This is a genomic window from Stappia indica, from assembly GCF_020177335.1.
Classification (GTDB): Bacteria; Pseudomonadota; Alphaproteobacteria; order Rhizobiales; family Stappiaceae; genus Stappia; species Stappia indica_B.
In genome coordinates this window covers 254,478-273,278 of sequence record NZ_JAIVMG010000001.1, presented here as the reverse complement: position 1 = coordinate 273,278, position 18,801 = coordinate 254,478, and the positions used below count along the sequence as shown (strand labels likewise).

At 62.6% G+C, this 18,801-nt stretch carries 18 protein-coding genes; 2 read left to right on the top strand and 16 right to left on the bottom strand.

Annotation, left to right across the window (positions count from 1 at the left end):
- Positions 1-174 precede the first annotated feature (174 nt).
- Positions 175-1,545, bottom strand: a complete 1,371-nt coding sequence (locus tag LC062_RS01200; protein ID WP_318246085.1) for a TolC family outer membrane protein — start codon at positions 1,543-1,545, stop codon at positions 175-177.
- 441 nt (positions 1,546-1,986) lie between these two features.
- Positions 1,987-2,649 carry a protein-L-isoaspartate O-methyltransferase family protein gene (locus LC062_RS01195; protein WP_224909202.1) on the bottom strand — a complete coding sequence of 221 codons (663 nt, stop codon included), beginning with the start codon at positions 2,647-2,649 and terminating at the stop codon, positions 1,987-1,989.
- A gap of 419 nt (positions 2,650-3,068) precedes the next feature.
- Here LC062_RS01195 and LC062_RS01190 point away from each other — a divergent pair, with 419 nt between their 5' ends.
- The gene (locus tag LC062_RS01190) at positions 3,069-3,314 is read left to right on the top strand and encodes a hypothetical protein (RefSeq protein ID WP_224909201.1); all 246 of its coding nucleotides are present in this window, start codon (positions 3,069-3,071) and stop codon (positions 3,312-3,314) included.
- Between the two features lie 456 nt (positions 3,315-3,770).
- On the opposite strand, the gene LC062_RS01185 is transcribed toward LC062_RS01190, so the two are convergent.
- Positions 3,771-4,484, bottom strand: coding sequence for a hypothetical protein (locus LC062_RS01185; RefSeq protein WP_224909200.1), 714 nt, complete (start codon positions 4,482-4,484; stop codon positions 3,771-3,773).
- 450 nt (positions 4,485-4,934) lie between these two features.
- On the opposite strand from LC062_RS01185, the gene LC062_RS01180 reads away from it, so the two are divergent.
- Positions 4,935-5,201, top strand: coding sequence for a hypothetical protein (locus LC062_RS01180; protein WP_224909199.1), 267 nt, complete (start codon positions 4,935-4,937; stop codon positions 5,199-5,201).
- Positions 5,202-5,276: 75 nt separating this feature from the next.
- Here the strand turns inward: LC062_RS01180 and LC062_RS01175 are convergent, their stop codons facing one another.
- From LC062_RS01175 to nuoG, 13 genes are all read right to left on the bottom strand, one after another.
- Complete coding sequence (locus tag LC062_RS01175) at positions 5,277-5,543, bottom strand: DUF1467 family protein (RefSeq protein WP_224909198.1); 267 nt, start codon at positions 5,541-5,543, stop codon at positions 5,277-5,279.
- 56 nt (positions 5,544-5,599) lie between these two features.
- Complete coding sequence (gene mce / locus LC062_RS01170; RefSeq protein ID WP_224909197.1) at positions 5,600-6,004, bottom strand: methylmalonyl-CoA epimerase; 405 nt, start codon at positions 6,002-6,004, stop codon at positions 5,600-5,602.
- 183 nt (positions 6,005-6,187) lie between these two features.
- The gene (locus tag LC062_RS01165; protein ID WP_224909196.1) at positions 6,188-7,855 is read right to left on the bottom strand and encodes a ribonuclease J; all 1,668 of its coding nucleotides are present in this window, start codon (positions 7,853-7,855) and stop codon (positions 6,188-6,190) included.
- Positions 7,852-8,658, bottom strand: a complete 807-nt coding sequence (locus LC062_RS01160) for a biotin--[acetyl-CoA-carboxylase] ligase (RefSeq protein WP_224909767.1) — start codon at positions 8,656-8,658, stop codon at positions 7,852-7,854. Before LC062_RS01160 ends, LC062_RS01165 begins: the two co-directional genes overlap by 4 nt.
- Before the next feature lie 8 nt (positions 8,659-8,666).
- Entirely contained in the window at positions 8,667-10,121 is a 1,455-nt protein-coding gene (gene nuoN / locus LC062_RS01155) for an NADH-quinone oxidoreductase subunit NuoN (protein ID WP_224909195.1), read from the bottom strand.
- 26 nt (positions 10,122-10,147) lie between these two features.
- The gene (locus tag LC062_RS01150; protein WP_224909194.1) at positions 10,148-11,659 is read right to left on the bottom strand and encodes an NADH-quinone oxidoreductase subunit M; all 1,512 of its coding nucleotides are present in this window, start codon (positions 11,657-11,659) and stop codon (positions 10,148-10,150) included.
- Positions 11,659-13,620: an NADH-quinone oxidoreductase subunit L gene (gene nuoL / locus LC062_RS01145; protein WP_224909193.1), complete on the bottom strand. Its 1,962-nt coding sequence runs from the start codon at positions 13,618-13,620 to the stop codon at positions 11,659-11,661. Before nuoL ends, LC062_RS01150 begins: the two co-directional genes overlap by 1 nt.
- A 7-nt stretch (positions 13,621-13,627) precedes the next feature.
- A complete protein-coding gene (gene nuoK / locus LC062_RS01140) occupies positions 13,628-13,936 on the bottom strand; it encodes an NADH-quinone oxidoreductase subunit NuoK (RefSeq protein WP_224909192.1) in 309 nt (102 codons plus the stop codon).
- A gap of 183 nt (positions 13,937-14,119) precedes the next feature.
- Positions 14,120-14,734 carry an NADH-quinone oxidoreductase subunit J gene (locus LC062_RS01135; RefSeq protein WP_181761447.1) on the bottom strand — a complete coding sequence of 205 codons (615 nt, stop codon included), beginning with the start codon at positions 14,732-14,734 and terminating at the stop codon, positions 14,120-14,122.
- Positions 14,735-14,834: 100 nt separating this feature from the next.
- The gene (gene nuoI / locus LC062_RS01130) at positions 14,835-15,323 is read right to left on the bottom strand and encodes an NADH-quinone oxidoreductase subunit NuoI (protein WP_181761448.1); all 489 of its coding nucleotides are present in this window, start codon (positions 15,321-15,323) and stop codon (positions 14,835-14,837) included.
- A 29-nt stretch (positions 15,324-15,352) separates the two neighbouring features.
- Complete coding sequence (locus tag LC062_RS01125; protein ID WP_181761449.1) at positions 15,353-15,589, bottom strand: hypothetical protein; 237 nt, start codon at positions 15,587-15,589, stop codon at positions 15,353-15,355.
- Positions 15,590-15,614: 25 nt separating this feature from the next.
- Positions 15,615-16,664, bottom strand: coding sequence for an NADH-quinone oxidoreductase subunit NuoH (gene nuoH / locus LC062_RS01120; protein ID WP_224909191.1), 1,050 nt, complete (start codon positions 16,662-16,664; stop codon positions 15,615-15,617).
- Between the two features lie 12 nt (positions 16,665-16,676).
- The gene (gene nuoG / locus LC062_RS01115; RefSeq protein ID WP_224909190.1) at positions 16,677-18,743 is read right to left on the bottom strand and encodes an NADH-quinone oxidoreductase subunit NuoG; all 2,067 of its coding nucleotides are present in this window, start codon (positions 18,741-18,743) and stop codon (positions 16,677-16,679) included.
- Between the last annotated feature and the right edge of the window lie 58 nt (positions 18,744-18,801).

Below are 18,801 nucleotides of genomic sequence, written 5' to 3'. Positions count from 1 at the left end.
CGACTCACCTTTGAGCAATATAGCGCGTTCCTGCACGCAGCGGAAAGCCGGCACCCATATCGAATCTCGCCATTCGAAGCTGTCAAGGGCAGGAAATCTCACAAATCGACCGGCGACGCCCCTCAGGCACCGCCGGCCGATTGAATTTCCGTCCGTGCGCCCGTGAAACCGGGGTTACCGACCGTCCGGTGTCGTCAGCCCGTACCAGCTGTTGCGCACCTTCTTGTAATGCGCTGTCGAATCATACTGGGCAACTGCGAGACCGAGACGATCAGCCGTCAGCGCCCCGACGGTCGACAGCAATCCGAAGGCGGCCACCGCCCGGTTGCGCTGTGCCGTCACCAGGCTGACGCGGCTGTTGACCAGTTCGAACTGGGCATTCAGGACATCAAGCGTCGTCCGCTGACCGACCCGCTGCTCCTCGATCACCCCCTCCAGGGCGAGTTGGTTGGCCGCGACCGCGTCCCGTGCCGCCGCGATCGAGGCCACGGCCGCCTGATACTGCCCCCAGGCGGAGACAATGCTGGCGCGCACCTGATCCCGGGCCACATCCACCTGGATGCGCGTCTGGCCGAGGTCTTCCTTTGCCTGCCGGACCTGCGAGGATACCGCGCCGCCCTGATAGATCGGAATGGACACCCGACCGAAGATGCTGGCCGAATCGACCGTGTCGAGGGTCGAGGAGGTCGGCGGGCTCCACTGCCGCTGCAGGTTACCTTCAAGGGTGACTGTCGGCAGAAGCTCGCCCTCGGCGGTCTTCACGCCGAAGACCGCGGCATCCACCAGATGCTGCGCCGACAGGATCGACGGATGCTGTGCCGCGCCCGTGGCCATCGCCTTGTCCAGCGACTTGGGCAGCATGCCGTAGACATTGGTCCGGGCGGAAAGCTTCTTCGGATCGCTGCCGACGACCTGCCGGTAGACAGCCCGGCTGGTATTGACGTTGGCCAGGGCCAGGTTGAGGTCCGACTGCGCTTCCGAGTAGCGGGCCCGCGCCTGGGACACGTCGGTGCGCGTCCCTTCGCCGACCTCGAACCGGTCATTCGCAGCCCGCACCTGCTCGGCCAGGAAGCTGAGGTTGCTGCGTCGCAAGGAGACAATCGCAGTATTGCCGATCACATCCATATAAGCGGTTGCAGCGTCGAACAGCACCGCTTGCTCGGTCGCCCTCAGGCTTTCCCGCTCCGCCCGAACCACCGCTTCGGCCTGCCGAGTCGTGTTGACCGTGCGAAATCCGCGAAACAGCGCCTGAGTGACCGAAATACCCGCAATTGCCGTGTTCCGGTAAGAGTCCCGTCCGGGAGAATTCCGATTGTACTGAGCACCGACATCAAAGCGGCCAAAGATCTGCGGACGCCAGCCGGACAATGCTTGCGGCACCGATTCGTCAACGGATCGCAGGGCGGCACGCGCGGCATTGATCGTCGGATTATCGGAGTAAGCCTGCGCAAGCGCCTCCCCGACCGATTGCGCACCGGCCCCGGAAGGGGCAAGGGCGGCGGCCGTCAGCGCGACCCCGACGAGCAAGGAATGACACAGCTTCACGTTGCGCACCTCTGTTCAAATTTGTCCGACGCGAAGGCCTTCCGCGCCCGGCCAGCCTGGCGAGCGCCTCGACCAACCGTCTCCGCCTACCCGGCACCACGGAGACCAGTCTCCGGAAACAGGCATGACAACATATGGATCCACCTGCGAGCCTGACCGCCTGCCCACGCAAAGACACGCCGCAGACATGAGAATCCCACTTCGGACACAATTTCACCGGCGTTACTGTGACCTTGAAGTTGCAGCGAAACAACCTGCGAATGGCGCGTTTCGGTCACATTGGTGAGCAGCTGCGTCCTTCAGGCAACACTTGGAGTATCGTTTCTGCAAATTAAAACGTCCGGCGCCTAGCGATGGAGGCCATCGCCGGGCGCCGGACGCGAAAAGACCAGGTCACGCTTCGTCCCTGCAGCGGCACTATGAGCTTCGCCGAAGGTTTTATTAGAAAACGAAAGCCTTCGGCCGCGCGAAGCCGGGAAGCAGATGAGCGGAGGCATTGAACGCGAACCGCCCCGAGACCACATCGCCCGAGCGGGTGTAAAGCTTGACGACGGCCGCGCCGCCCTGCCCCTCGATCACGACGAGCCGCCCGCCGTCCTTCAACTGAGCGGTCAGCGTCTCGGGCAGGTCTTCCACGGCACCGTCGACAAGGATCACATCATAGGGCCCCTCGGCGGCCCCACCGGTGGCAAGCGCTCCGTCCAGGATCGCCGCGTTTTCGATCCCCAGTTCGACCAGCAGCGCCGAAGCGGCCTCCGCCGTCGGCGCATCCTCTTCCAGCCCGACCACGGAGCCGGCGAGACGGGACAGGACGGCCACGCTGTAGCCGGTGGCGCATCCCACGCTCAGCACAACATCGTTCTCGGAGATGTCAGCCAGCTGCACCATCTTGGCAAAGACATGCGGCTTCATCAGGTAGCGCGTCGCGCCCTCGCCCGAAACGGCGATATCCTGATCGCTATAGGCAATGCAGCGCTTCGACGCGGGCACGAACCGCTCCCGCGGAATCGCCTCCATTGCATCGAGCACCCGCAGGTCCGTGACATCATTGGTCCGCAGCTGATTGTCCACCATATGGGTGCGGGCCTGATCGAAGTCGCCCATTGCGTGCCTCTTCGTTTTGCTGGTGTGTCGCTTGGGGTTCCTTACCCATGTCCGCCACTGCTGACAAGCGCTGTCGCATGTCTGGCGACAATCTTCGACACTCCGCGGACGAGCCAACCTCCTTTATCGCCTGCGCGCGCAGCACCCCGAAGGCGCCGGGCCACCTGCACGCGCACCCAGGGGGAAACCCGGCTTGCTTGCCAAGCTCCCGCAACGCGAACCCCAGCGCTTCGGTCCTCCGACTGCCCGTCACCGTTTCTTCCACCCTGAGGCGGTATAACGCTCAAATCACGCGCACTGCGCTAATTTGAACAATTGATTTGTATTTCTTGATTTATCCGCTCATCCCCCACTCCAGCCATCTGGGGACAGCCACGGACAGGGGACTGGGCATTGCCAAATCGGCAGGAGGGTATTGCATGATTTTCGGTGATCCGCATGAAGGCCAGCAGTCCGACTTGGGCTGGTCCGTCGATTGGCGCTTCGACCAATTAATGCAAAAGCTCAGACGTTTCGATCTGATGATATTCGCTCAGATGGTGGCCCAGCAGCAGTTCGGCGATCCAAGCCTTGAGAACTTGACCGAGAATCAGAAACAGGTTCTGATTGACGGGTGCCGGAAGGCCATCGTCGAGGCCAGTCTGCAGGAGAATGACTCCGCTTGAATGGATTTGTGCAGCCCTACGCGCTGGCCCAGCTCGAACGCGGCCACAGCGACGACGTTACGGTCTCTCTTTACCGTATGTGGCTGAACAACAAAGGTAAATTCAATCGAGAGTTGCTAGGACTCTCGTCACACCTCCTCCTGCTATCCTGTCGAGCCGCTCCCGGCGACAGCCCGCAGATTCTGTTTTCCGGCACCCATACCCTTGCCACCAACATCTACGGCAACGAGTGGGCCACCGGCGAAGAGGATATGCGCGGCCGCATCAATACGGAGTTCCGGGCGCTGGTCTCCGGTGGATATCATGCGGTGATCGACGATCGCGAGCCGCAGTACGAACTGATTTCGGCCGACCTGCCCTTGCCCCAGGGGCAAACCATCCAGGTCCGCTACGAGCGTCTGCTTTTGCCCTGGCGAACCAGCGCCGGTGTCCGGCAACTGGTTTGCCGCACCTCGCCTATAGAAATCCTTCTGAAATTAAACGGATCATCCTGCTTCCGGCCCGTGCTGAATTACCGACTATGGCCAGATCATTATCAATCTCGACGGGCCCGCTTTCCCACAGGATCGCGTGGCGGTGCTCCTCACTGAAGCCCCAGCGGGAGTGCAACCCGGCCTCAATGTGGCGCGGACGCATCCAGCTATAAAGATAGTCTGGATCAAATAGATTGAACGCCAGAACCTGAGCCATTCGGCACAAGGTGGTCGACAGGTGCTTGCCGCGCCAACCGGTTGAAACGAACAACTCGCCCATATAGGCGATCCGACCGAAGATCTCATCGGAGAACAGATCTTCCTGCGGCTTGACTCGCACCGGCCCGCCATCCACGCCCCGATAGCATCGCCCCCAATATTCCTCCAGATGTTGGGTAAGGCTCTGACTTCCAAGGTCATTCAGCCGCACGGCGATGACGCCGACAATCTCGTGGGCCGCAGTGTCGACTGTCAGCCAGAACGCCTCCTTTGGGGAGTAGGTGTTCAGCGCTGGCGAAAAATGCTCCAGAAGGGGCCCCTTGGACTGTTGCGGCGCGCGTCGTTTCTGCTCGATCAGCCGCGCATTCAGCTCCCTGAAATCACGACCAAGTACCGGCTGCACCCCCGCACTGTTCAGGGAACTCTCAAGCCGAGCAAAGGCGCGAAAATCAGCAATCGGATTTCGTTCTTTTCGCATGATCTACCCCCAAAATTACGGCGCAGAAACAGACATGCTTAAAATTTTAAGAATGTACACCTTGAATGATGCAGGAAATACAAAATAGGAAAAAATGAAACTCGCAAATTGAAGTATATAAAAAATCAGAACGCAGAGGAGGACACCCAAGTGAAGCCAAAGCGACTCAATCGACCATCTTAGCATTGCGATAAATACAACCAAAACGACAAAAATTGACGACTTGCAATCAAGTTAAATCCGTACTCCCTTTGTCCGCGACCGGACGGAACGGCAAGTATTCCACTGGGTCCGCACCCCAGGTGGAAATTCGTCCTGAGGGAATCGTCACCACTGTCTTTGGGGCTTCGGATGACCTATTCACCAATCCTCGGTTCACGCGCGGATGTCGCACAAGGCCCGCTTGTCCTCAGCCGTACGGCCCTTTTCGAGATCTGGAGACGCAAGGGCGTGAGGCCTGAGCCAGATGCCGACCACTATGCCGGCGTCCGCTATACCTATCCTGCGCATCTCGCCGCGACGCTCGCTCCTTATGCCGACAGTGCCGCCCGGCGACAGATCCGCGCACACGCGCTCTACATCGCCGGCAGTCGCCTGTTTTCGTCGGTCGACCCGATCGTGCGCAAGGTACAAGCGGAACTGGGAGCGGCCGCCCTTGGCGTCAATGCCATCGCGGACGCGCCGGCCGCTGCCACATGGCCGGCAGCAACCGAATAGCGGTTGCCCCGACCGTCAGGGACCTGGCTCGGCCTGACCATTGGCCGCCCGAGTCGGCGACCTGCCCGCGCGGAATCAACCGCTGGGTGGGCGAAACGGAAAGTCGTCGAGTGTCAGGCCGGAATGAACCAACAACCAGTAAACGCCGGCGAACACGGCGCTGGCGAGAACCGTCGTCAGCAGCGCCTTCCTGATCAGGTTCGGCCGGCTGGGCGCACTCGGATCGGATCCAGGCACCACTGCCCCCTCCTCTTCCTGCGTCACCACCCCAATGGGCAGGACGATGAAAAGGATCACCCACCAGAGAATGAAAAAGATCGCAATCGACGAGATAATGGACACGGGCGGAACGCTCTTTCTGTCTGCTCAACTCAGGACAGCGGGCGCTGTCAGGCGACTCAGACCTGTTCGAGTTCAACGAGCGTGCCGTTGAAGTCCTTCGGATGCAGAAACAGGATCGGCTTGCCATGAGCGCCGATCTTCGGCTCGCCGGAGCCGAGCACACGCGCTCCTTTTGCCTTCAGCTGATCGCGCGCGGCGTAGATATCCTCCACCTCATAGCAGATATGATGAATGCCGCCGGCGGGATTGCGCTCCAGGAAGGTGGCGATCGGCGAGGTTTCGTCCAGCGGCTCCAACAACTCGATCTTGGTGTTGGGCAACTCGACGAACACCACGGTCACCCCGTGATCAGGCTCGCGTTGCGGCGGCGACACCTGGGCGCCCAGTGTATCGCGATACATCTCACTGGCCGCCGCCAGATCCGGCACCGCGATAGCAACGTGATTCAAGCGTCCGATCATCGTCAAAGTCTCCCGCTACCAGCAGCTCCTTCAGCGAAGGTCAGTCCGCAGGAAAGAGCCATACCTCTTTGATTCATAGACAGGTTCCCAAAAACGCACAGTTTTCGGGAACCCATCCCAGCCAAATAACACGTCCCACCGGTGCCATGCAGCCGGGCACCCGGCCGCCACACCCGGCATGTGCTAGACCCGCATCACCAGCGCCTGCGTCAACGGCTTCTTGCCCCAGCACTCGCGAACGGCTGCCCGGGCCGCGCGGCGCGCCGCCTCCGCGACCAGCCCGTCATCCTTGCGTCGGTTCTTCGGAATGCTTTCCAGCGCGTCGATCACCTCGTCGATGACGATATCTTCCATGTCATCGCCCTCTTCGTCCACCTCCGGCAGACCGAACAGCGCCACCTGGGGTTCGCCAACCAGCGCGCCCTTGGCGTCGACCACGACCGACACCACCACCGATCCGGCAAAGGACAGCTTCCGCCGTTCATTGACGCCGGTTTCCTCCGGATCGCCCAGCAACAGGCCATCCTTGACCAGAATTCCGCAGGCGATCTCGTCCAGCCGCTTCAGCTTACCCGGAGCCAACCGCACGATGTCACCATTGCGGGCAATCAGCGTATCGGCAATGCCATGAGCCCGCGCCAGATCGCGCTGCGCCCGCAGGTGCATCGCTTCGCCATGCGCCGGGATCAGCGCCTGCGGCTGGAGCAGATCGTAAAGCCGGGTCAATTCGCCCCGACGGGGGTGCCCGGACACATGCACCAGCGCCTCCCGGTCGGTGACGATCTCCACGCGGGCCTCGGCCAGCTTGTTGATGATCGCATTCACCGCCTTTTCGTTGCCAGGGATCGTGCGCGAGGAAAACACCACCATATCGCCGCGTGACAGCGCGACATTGCGATGATCGCCCGCCGCAATCCGCGCCAGCGCGGCCCGCTCCTCGCCCTGGCTGCCAGTGACCAGCAACACCACCTTCTCCGGTGGCAGGTAGCCATAAGCGTCTTCCGACAGGAAGGCCGGGAGATCATCCAGATAGCCGAGTTCTCCGGCCACATCGATCACCCGATGCATCGAGCGGCCCATCACCACCACATCGCGCTCGCAGGCCTTCGCCGCCAGGGCGATGGAGCGAATCCGCGCCACATTCGAAGCAAAAGTGGCAATCGCCACCCGGCGCTTGGCGCCGCGAATGACATTGGCCAGCTCGGCGGCGACATCCGCCTCGCTCGGGCTGACGCCATCGCGCACCGCATTGGTGGAATCGCAGATCAGCGCGGTGACCCCCTCCCGGCCGATCTCCGCCAGCCGGTCGATGTCGATCGGCTTGCCGACGCCCGGCGTCGGGTCGATCTTCCAGTCGCCGGAATGCACCACGGTACCCGCCGGCGTGCGGATTGCCAGGGCGCAAGGCTCGGGAATGGAATGGGACATGGCCACCAGTTCCACCTCGAAGGGACCGAGCGCGATACGCCCGCCCTGCTCCACCACATGCACCGGCATCTCCGGCGCGCCCGGCTCACTCTCGCGCTTGGCCGCCAGAAGCCCGGCGGTGAACGGCGTCATGTACAGCGGCGCCTGCAGCCTGGGCCACAGATGCACCAGAGCGCCATAGTGGTCTTCATGGGCATGGGTGATGACAATGCCTTCCAGCCGCCCGCGCTGCTCTTCAATGAAGCTGGTATCAGGCACAACCACATCGACACCGGGCAGGTCGGGTCCGGCGAAGGTCACGCCACAGTCGACCATCAGCCAGCGGCGATCATGTTCGGGACCATAGCCATAAAGGGCCATGTTCATACCGATCTCGCCAAGCCCGCCAAGTGCGACGAACACGAGCTCTTTCTCGCTCGTCATAAAGGAACTCCTGTCTGGCCGCCGCAGCGACCCGTCTCTGATTCAAGATGCGGGAAGAAAACGTCTCCCGCGGAAATAATTCGGTTTGCACCATCCTCGCCGCGCAGCAGCAGCCGGCCTTCGTCGTCAAGTCCGACGAACACGCCTTCAAGCTCCCGGTCGGAAAGCCGCACCCGGATCGGGCGGCCGATACCGGTTGCCCGCGCGCGCCAGTCATTCAGCACGGCGGAAAATGGCTCACGCCGCCAGCGTTCAAGCTGGGTCGCCATCGCCTGGTTCAACGCCCGGTAAGCTGTCTCCGGCAGGACCGGATAGCCAAGCCCCGCGAGATCCGCCGTTGGATAGCCGGGCAGGTCCGGATGATGGGCAAGATTGAGCCCGAAACCGCAAACCACCGCCCGGCGCCCGTCAGGCCCGGTCGACGCCTCGATCAGAATACCGGAAATCTTCCGCCCACCGATGAGCAAATCATTAGGCCATTTGAGCTGAGCGAGATGATAGGTGGAACACATATGGTCCACCGCATGAGCAAGCGCAAGCGCGGCGATGATCGGCAATTGCGCCAGCCGCTCCGGTGGCGCCGGATCGATCAACAACAGCGACGCGTAAAGGTTGCCCGGTTCGGACACCCAGGCACGCGCCCGGCGTCCCCGCCCGGCGGTCTGCCGCCGGGCAACAATCCAGAGATTGCCCTCGTCCCCATTTGCGGCGGCTTCAAGCGCCACCGCGTTGGTCGAGGAGACATCCGAAAAGGCGGCGACCCGAAAGCCGTCCGCCTCCGGATGCGCGCGCCCGTCGAAAATCAGGGCGCTCAGAACAGCGTCCCGGCGGCCGCGCCGGCCAGTTCAACCACCGGCCCGGCGAAGACGATGAACAGCAGCACGAAGGCTGTCGACAGCCCAAGGGTGAACTTCAGCTCCGCCGGCATCGGCAGGAACGCCGGTGCGGGCTCGTCGAAGAACATCACCTTGATGATCCGCAGGTAGTAGTAAGCGCCCACCACCGAGGTCAGCACACCGATGACAGCCAGCGGATAAAGCCCGGCCTCAACCGCCGCCAGGAACACGTAGAACTTGGCGAAGAAGCCGACGAACGGCGGGATACCGGCCAGCGAGAACATGATCACAGCCAGCAGCACAGCCATCGGCAGGTTGGTCCGCGACAGGCCGGCCAGATCGGAGATGTCCTCGACCATGCCTTCCTTGCGCCGCATCGACAGGATGCAGGCAAACGCGCCAAGGGTCATCGCCAGATAGGCGGTCATGTAAATCATGACGCCTTCGACACCCTGCTGCGACCCGGCAGCCAGGCCAACCAGCGCAAATCCCATGTGACCGATGGAGGAATAGGCCATCAGCCGCTTGATGTTGCGCTGACCGATCGCGGCGAAGGCACCGAGCGCCATCGACGCGATGGAGATGAAGACGATGATCTGCTGCCAGTCACGGGTCACCGGCTCGAAGGCGTCGAACACGATCCGCACCAGCATGCCCATGGCGGCGATCTTCGGCGCGGCCGCGAAGAATGCGGTCACCGGCGTCGGCGCACCCTCATAGACATCCGGCGCCCACATGTGGAACGGCACGGCGGAAATCTTGAAGGCAATACCGGCGAGGATGAACACCAGGCCGAACACGAGACCGATGGAAGCACCGCCTTCATGGGTCAGCGCCGTGGCAATCGGGCCGAACCCGGTCTGACCGGTGAAGCCATAGACCAGCGACATGCCATAGAGCAGCATGCCGGAGGAGACCGCACCGAGCACGAAGTACTTGAGGCCCGCCTCGGTCGAGCGCGTGCTGTCCCGGTTGAACGCGGCGATCACGTAAAGGGCGAGCGACTGCAGTTCGAGCCCGAGGTACAGCGTGATCATGTCGTTCGCCGACAGCATCATCAGCATGCCGAGCGTCGCCAGCAGGATCAGCACCGGATATTCGAAGCGCTCGAAATTGGCATTCCGGGCATAGGCCACCGACATGGCGATGGCAAAGCCCGAGCCGATCAGCGTCAGCACCTTCAGGTAGCGGGCGAACCCGTCCAGCACGAAGGCGCCGTCGAAGGTCGTCTCGTTGACGATGCCGAACTCCACCGGCAGCAGCAGCGGCAACGCCGCCACCGCAAGAACCGCCACCGCCAGCGCGGTGACATAGGGCGTGATCCGCCGCTCGCCGAACACGCCGAGCATCAGGAGAAACAGCGCACCTGCCGCCAGAAGCAGCTCCGGCAGTGCCGGCATCAGGTCCGGGAGTTGAGTATAAGCTTGCATGGCGTCTTTTCTCGTCCTCGGCAGCGTCAGTGCGCCAACATGGCGGTCTGTTGCGCCGCCTCGAGCGCGGCGTGGTAATTGGCGAGAAGGGCATCCACCGATGCAGCCGTGACGTCAAACACGGGCGCGGGGTAGAAGCCGAAGAAGATGGTGAGAATGATCAAGGGCACCAGGATCACCCGCTCACGGACGCTGAGATCCATGATCGACTTCAGGCTCTCCTTGTCCAGCGCGCCGAACACCACCCGCTTGTACAGGTACAGGGCATAGGCGGCCGAGAAGATCACCCCGAGCGTGGCCATCAGCGCCACCCAGGTGTTGACCTGGAACGCGCCCATCAGCGTCAGGAACTCGCCGACAAAGCCGCTGGTGCCCGGAAGGCCCACATTCGCCATGGTGAAGATCATGAACGCGACCGCGTAGAACGGCATCCGGTTCACCAGACCGCCATAGGCGGAGATGTCGCGGGTGTGCATCCGGTCGTAGATCACGCCGACGCAAAGGAACAGCGCGCCGGAGACGATGCCGTGCGACAGCATCTGAAACAGCGCACCCTGCACCCCCTGCTCGGTCATCGTGAAGATGCCCATGGTCACGTAGCCCATGTGAGCGACGGAGGAATAGGCGATCAGCTTCTTGATGTCTTCCTGCGCCAGCGCCACCAGCGAGGTGTAGACGATGGCCACGACCGAAAGGGTGAAGATGAACGGGGCGAACATGTCGCTGGCCAGCGGGAACATCGGCAGCGAGAACCGCAGGAAGCCATAGCCACCCATCTTCAGCAGGATCGCCGCCAGGATCACCGAACCGGCGGTCGGCGCCTCCACGTGGGCATCCGGCAGCCAGGTATGCACCGGCCACATCGGCATCTTCACCGCGAAGCTGGCGAAGAAGGCCAGCCACAGCCAGGTCTGCATGCCGGCCGGGAAGTTATGCGCCATCAGCGTCGGAATATCCGTCGTGCCGGCGTCCCAGTACATCGCCATCAGCGCGATCAGCATCAGCACCGATCCGAGCAGCGTGTAGAGGAAGAACTTGTAGCTGGCATACACCCGCCGCTTGCCACCCCACACACCGATGATCAGGAACATCGGAATGAGGCCCGCCTCGAAGAACACATAGAACATCACCAGATCGAGCGCGCAGAACACGCCGATCATCAGCGTTTCCAGCACGAGGAAGGCGATCATGTATTCCTTCACCCGGTTCTGGATGCTGTTCCAGCTCGCCAGGATGCAGAAGGGCATCAGGAAGGTGGTGAGGATGACGAACAGCATGGAGATGCCATCGACACCCATGCGGTAGCCGATGCTGCCGCCGAGCCAGGCTTCACTTTCCTCGAACTGGAAGCCCGGGTTCTGCGGGTCGAACCCGCCCCAGATGAACAGCGAGATCGCGAAGGTGAAGACGGTGGTGATCAGGGCCACCCGCCGCATGTTGTCCTTGGCGCCATCGTCATCGCCGCGAACCAGCAGGATGAAGAAGACACCGACCAGAGGCAGGAAGGTGGTGATGGAAAGAAGCGGCCAGTTGCTCATCAGTGAGCGCCCCCGACGGAGAACATGGACCAGGTGACCAGCGCGGCAACGCCGATCAGCATGGCAAAGGCATAGTGATAAAGGTAGCCGGTCTGAAGACGGACAACCCAGCTGGTGACATTCTGCACGCGGGCGGCAACGCCGTCCGGCCCCATCCCGTCGATGATCGCGCCATCGCCCTTCTTCCAGAGCTGGCGGCCGATCCACATGGCGGGCCGCACGAAGATCGCGTCATACAGCTCGTCGAAGTACCACTTGTTGAGCAGGAACTGGTAGAGCCCGTCATGCCGCTCGGCCAGCCGCCGCGGAATGTCCGGCGAGCGGATGTAGAAGATCCACGCCACGATGAAACCGCCAAGCATCATCACGAACGGCGAGGCCTTCACCCACAGCGGAACTTCATGGATGGCATGGAGGATGTGGTTCTCAGCGGAGGTGAACAGTGCCCCCTTCCAGAAGGCCTCATATCCCTCGCCCATGAACACTCCAGCGAAGATCAGACCGGCGAACAGAGCGCCCGCAGCCAGGATCATCAGCGGCACGGTCATCACCAGCGGGCTTTCATGCACGTGCTTCATCACGTCCACCGAGGCGCGCGGCTTGCCATGGAAGGTCATGAACGCCAGACGCCAGGAGTAGAAGGACGTCAGCGCGGCGGCCACGACCGTCAGCCAGAAGCCATAATGGGCAAAGGCGTTGTGGCCCACATAGGCGGCCTCGATGATGCCGTCCTTGGAGAAGAACCCGGCGGTCAGCGGGAAACCGGTCAGCGCCAGCGTGCCGATGATCATCATCCAGTAGGTGATCGGAATATGCTTCCTGAGGCCACCCATCTTGCGCATGTCCTGCTCGTCGGACACGGCGTGAATCACCGAGCCGGCACCGAGGAACAAGAGCGCCTTGAAGAAGGCGTGGGTGAACAGGTGGAAGACGGCGATCGAGTAGGCCCCGACGCCAAGCGCCACGAACATGTAGCCGAGCTGCGAACAGGTCGAATAAGCGATCACCCGCTTGATGTCGTTCTGCACCAGGCCGACCGTCGCGGCGAAGAACGCCGTGGTCGCGCCGAAGAAGGTGACGACGGTCAGCGCATCCGGCGACAGCTCGAACAGCGGCGACATGCGCGCCACCATGAACACGCCGGCGGTGACCATCGTCGCCGCGTGGATCAGCGCGGAGACCGGCGTCGGGCCTTCCATCGCGTCCGGCAGCCAGGTGTGCAGCAGGAACTGCGCCGACTTGCCCATGGCACCCATGAACAGCAGCAGACAGATGGCGGTGAGTGCGCCCTGCTGGGTCAGTTCGTAGCCGAGGAAGTTCAACACCACAGCCGGTTCTGCTTCCACGAACCCCTTCGCGTTGGCGAAGATCGTGTCGTAGTCGGTGGAGGTGAACAGGTAGAAAATGCCGAAGATGCCGAGCAGGAAGCCGAAGTCACCGACACGGTTGACGACGAAGGCCTTCATCGCCGCCGCATTGGCGGACGGCTTCTTGTACCAGAAGCCGATCAGCAGGTAGGAGGCAAGGCCGACGCCTTCCCAGCCGAAGAACATCTGCAGCAGGTTGTCCGACGTCACCAGCATCAGCATGGCGAAGGTGAACAGCGACAGATAAGCGAAAAACCGGGGCCGGTCCGGATCGTGATGCATGTAGCCAATGGAATAGACATGCACCAGCGCCGAGACGGTGTTGACCACCACCAGCATCACCGCCGTAAGCGTGTCGACCCGAATGGTCCAATCGACGCTCAGCGGTCCGGATTCCATCCAGCGGAACACGGTTTCGCGCACCACGGCGCCATCGCCGTAACCGATGGTGAGGAAGGCCACCCAGGACAGCACGGCGGCGATGATCAGGAACCCGGAGGTCACATATTCACTGGCCTTGGCCCCGATGGCCCGGCCAAACAGCCCCGCGATCAGAAAGCCGATCAGCGGAAGAAAGACGATAGCCTGGTACATCGCGCCCTCAGCCCTTCATCATGTTGATGTCTTCAACCGCGATGGAACCACGGTTGCGGTAGAACACGACCAGAATGGCAAGTCCGATCGCCGCTTCGGCAGCCGCCACGGTGAGGACCAGCAACGCGAACACCTGGCCGACCAGATCGCCGAGGAAGGAGGAGAAGGCCACCAGGTTGATGTTCACCGCCAGCATCAACAGCTCGACCGACATCAGGATGATGATCACGTTCTTCCGGTTCAGGAAGATCCCGAAGATTCCGATCGTGAACAAGATCGCGGCGACCGACAGGTAGTGTGACAGACCGATTTCCATGGGCGCCTCGCAATGCTCCCCAACATGACCAGCCCCGTTCGATCGACCCGGCTGGGCCCCGAACGGACGACTGCTTTCAAACTCGACGAAGGTCCCGGCCTGCCGGAAGCGGTGACCGATGACCCTTGATGACCCTCAACGTGCCGGCTCAGCCGCCGGCACGGTAACCTCAGGCGGGAACCGTCAGATCCCCTTGCCCGTCTCGACCTTGCGCACCTCGACCGCCGCCTCGCGGGTCCGGCCGACCTGCGTCGCGATATTCTGGCGTTTGACCCCAGGCTTGTGCCGCAGCGTCAGCACGATCGACCCGATCATCGCCACCAGAAGCACCAAGCCGGCCATCTGGAAGAACAGGATGTAGCGGGTGTAAATCAGCTCGCCGAGCGCGCGGATATTCGACACATCCGCCGCAGCCGGCGCGGGCGCGGGCAAGGTTCCGGCGAGATCGGGCGAAATCACCCAGGCGCCAAGACCGAGCAGCAGCTCCACCAGAAGCACGATGCCGACCAACGCGCCAACCGGCAGATACTGGAGGAAGCCCTGCCGCAGCTCGACGAAGTCCACATCCAGCATCATCACCACGAACAGGAACAGCACCATCACCGCGCCGACGTAGACGACGACGAGCAGCATGGCGAGGAACTCCGCGCCAATCAGGATGAACAGTCCCGCCGCGTTGAAGAACGCGAGGATCAGAAACAGCACCGAATGCACCGGATTGCGCGCAGCGATCACCATGAAGGCGGATGCCACGGCAATCGCCGCGAAGAGGTAGAAAAAGACGGCTTGCAGAACCATGTCTCGGATTGCCCCCGTCACCGTGTTGAGTGGCGCCGTGCCGCCAGCAGGACGGCTTGTGTCTTAGACCAGCGGCGATGCGACGTCCACTCCCAGCGCCTTAGCGATAAGGCGCGTCCATGGCGATATTGTTTGCGATTTCCCGCTCCCAACGGTCTCCGTTGGCGAGCAGCTTTTCCTTGTCGTAGTAGAGTTCTTCGCGCGTTTCCGTCGCGAATTCGAAGTTCGGCCCTTCGACGATGGCATCCACCGGGCAGGCTTCCTGACAGAAGCCGCAGTAGATGCACTTGACCATGTCAATGTCGTAACGGGTCGTACGCCGCGTTCCGTCATTGCGGCGCGGGCCGGCTTCGATGGTGATGGCCTGTGCCGGGCAGATCGCCTCGCACAGTTTACAGGCGATGCAGCGTTCCTCACCGTTCGGATATCGCCGCAGCGCGTGCTCACCCCGGAAGCGTGGCGACACCGGCCCCTTTTCGAAGGGGTAGTTGATCGTCGGCTTCGGCTTGAAGAAGTACCGCATCGCCAGGAAGAAGGCGGAGACGAACTCCTTCAGAAAGAGCGATTTGGCAGCCTGTTGCAGTGCCATATCATCAAGCCTCGTTCTTTCGTGTCCCCTCAGCCCACCAGCGAGTGGGCCGCAAGATAACCAATCACCGGAAACCCGATGAGCGTGAGTGCCAGCAAAAGCCACCGCAAGGGCGCTTCATATCGGGCGAGCCATCCCTTGCGGCCCGCCCCCTGGCTGTTTTTCTCGGCGGCGCCCCTGAGGACACCCACCATGATCTTGTAGTCGATCCACCCGATATAGAGCCCGAGGGCCGCGCCGATCAGTCCGGCGATCGAAATCGACATGTTCGCTCCTGCGTCTCCGCTTGCCTCAGGGCGCCCAGCCGGTCGCCATCAGCACCGCGGCAACGACGAACACCATCGCCAGCGACAGCGGCAGGAACACCTTCCAGCCCAGGCGCATCAGCTGGTCGTAGCGGTAGCGCGGGACCATCGCCTTGACCATCGCGAACATGAAGAACACCAGCAGCGACTTCAGCAGGAACCAGACAATGCCCGGCACCCAGGTGAACGGTGCCACATCCACCGGCGGCAGCCAGCCACCCATGAACAGGATGGTCGTCAGCGAGCACATCAGCGCGATCGACACATACTCGCCCAACATGAACATCATGTACGGGGTCGAGCCGTATTCGACCATGAAGCCGGCAACCAGCTCCGATTCCGCTTCCGCCAGATCGAACGGAGGACGGTTGGTTTCCGCCAGCGCCGAAATGAAGAAGATCACGAACATCGGGAACAGCGGCAGCCAGTACCAGTTCAGGAAGGTCAGGAACGGCAGGCCGATGGCCGATGCCAGTCCGGTTTCCTGAGCCCGCACGATCTCGCTGAGATTGAGCGACCCGGCACACAGCAGCACCGTAACGATCACGAAGCCGATGGACACCTCATAGGAGACCATCTGCGCCGCCGACCGCAGGGCCGAAAGGAACGGGTACTTGGAGTTGGATGCCCAACCGCCGATGATGATGCCGTAAACGCCAAGCGAGGAAATCGCCAGGATGAACAGGATGCCGACATTGATGTCGGCGATCACCCAGCCGTCCGCCACCGGGATCACCGCCCAGCCGGCGAGCGCCAACGTCACGGTCACCAGCGGCGCCAGCAGGAACAGCGCCTTGTTCGATCCGGCCGGGATCACCGGCTCCTTCAGCACGAACTTCAGAAGGTCGGCGAAGGACTGCAAGAGCCCCCAGGGGCCGACCACGTTCGGGCCGCGCCGGATCTGCACCGCCGCCCAGATCTTGCGATCCGCGTAAAGGATGTAAGCCACGATCACCAAGAGCACGACGAGCAGAAGAACGCTCTGTGCCAGCATGATGACGAAGGGGAAAAGATAATCCGCCCAGAGGTCCGCCATGATTGTCCCCGTTTACTCCGCGGCTTCTGCCGTGCGGGCCTTGGCGAGGGCCGAACATTCGGCCATCGTCGCGGAGGCTCGCGCGATCGGATTGGTCAGATAGAAATCGGCCACTGCATTGCAGAATGCGGCGCCATCGGCCGTCCCGCCAAGCGCCGCCGCATTGGCAACCCCCTCAAGGCCGGCCGCCGGAATGCTGTCGATCTCCGCCATGGCGGGATAGGCCGCATAGAGCGCCGCCCGCAACTCGCCCAGCGAATCGTAGCCAAGCTGTGCGCCCAGCTGCGCCGACAGCGCCCGCAGGATCGCCCAGTCCTCGCGCGCTTCGCCCGGCGGGAAGCCGGCTCGTTCGCCGAGCTGCACCCGCCCCTCGGTGTTCACCCAGGTGCCGGACTTTTCGGTGTAGGTCGCTCCGGGCAGGATCACGTCGGCGCGGTGCGCCCCACGATCGCCATGGGTGCCCTGGTAGACCACGAAGGCCCCGTCCGGCACATTGATCTCATCGACGCCGAGCAGGAACATGACGTCAAGCGCGCCCGGCTCCAGCATCGCACCGGTCGACAGACCGCCCTCGCCCGGCACGAAGCCGACATCGAGCGCGCCAACCTGCGCCGCTTCCGTGTGCAGGATATTGAAGCCGTTCCAGTCCTCGCGCACCGCGCCGACCGCCTGGGCGACCTTGGCCGCCAGCGCCAACACCGCAGCGCCATCGACGCGGTTCAACGCGCCCTGACCGACGATTACCATCGGCCGTTCGGCCTTGGCCGGCATGTGGTCGGCAAGCTTGGCCAAGCTGTCCGGACCGGCGCCGAGGTAGGCATAAGGATAGGTCAGATCGGCCTCTTCGCCGATCACGCCGATATGCACGCCACCCATCGCATAACGCTTGCGGATCCGGGCGTTCAGCACCGGCGCTTCCTTGCGCGGGTTGGTGCCGATCAGGAGGATCGCATCCGCCTCCTCGATCCCGGCGACCGTGGAGTTGAACACGTAGCTCGCCCGGCCGAGCGCGGGATCAAGCGGCGAATTCGGATAGCGGCAGTCGGTATTCTTGACCCCGAGACCCTCCATCAACTGCTTGAGCGCGAAGGTCTCCTCAACGCTGGTGAGCTGACCGACCAGCGCGCCGATGCGCTCCGGCTTGGTTGCCTTCACCTTCTCCGCGATCCGCGCGAACGCTTCGCCCCAGCTCACCGGGGTCAGCTTGCCGTCGACGCGGGCATACGGCCGGTCGAGCCGCTGGGTCTTGAGACCGTCCCAGATGTAGCGGGTCTTGTCGGAGATCCACTCTTCGTTCACCGCCTCGTTCAGCCGGGGTAGAACGCGCATCACCTCGCGGCCACGGGTGTCCACCCGGATCGCGGAACCGAGCGCATCCATCACGTCGATGGTCTCGGTCTTCTTCAGCTCCCAAGGCCGCGCCTTGAAGGCGTAGGGCTTGTGGGTCAGCGCGCCAACCGGGCACAGGTCCACCACATTGCCCTGCATTTCGGAGGACAGCGCGTTTTCCAGGTAGGAGGTGATCTCCGCATCCTCACCACGGCCGATCAGGCCGAGGTCGGCGACGCCGCACACCTCGGTCGTGAACCGCACGCAGCGGGTGCAGTGGATGCAGCGGGTCATGATCGTCTTGACCAGCGGCCCGATGTACTTGTCCTCGACCGCGCGCTTGTTCTCGCCGTAACGCGAGGCATCGACACCATAGGCCATCGCCTGGTCCTGAAGATCGCACTCGCCGCCCTGATCGCAGATCGGGCAATCCAGCGGATGGTTGATCAGCAGGAACTCCATGACGCCTTCGCGGGCCTTCTTGACCATCGGCGTCTTGGTGAAGATTTCCGGCGCCTCGCCATTGGGGCCCGGACGCAAGTCGCGCACGTTCATGGCGCAAGAGGCCGTCGGCTTCGGCGGCCCACCCTTGACCTCGACCAGGCACATGCGGCAGTTGCCGGCGATCGACAGCCGGTCATGAAAACAGAAACGCGGCACCTCGGCGCCAGCCGCCTCGCACGCCTGCAACAGCGTGTACTCCGGCGGGACCTCGACTTCCTTACCGTCGACGAAGATGACCCTGGTCATGCGTTGCTGCCCTCGCGGCTTGAATTCCGTTCCCGTCCGGCGCCGGGAAATTCCGTCA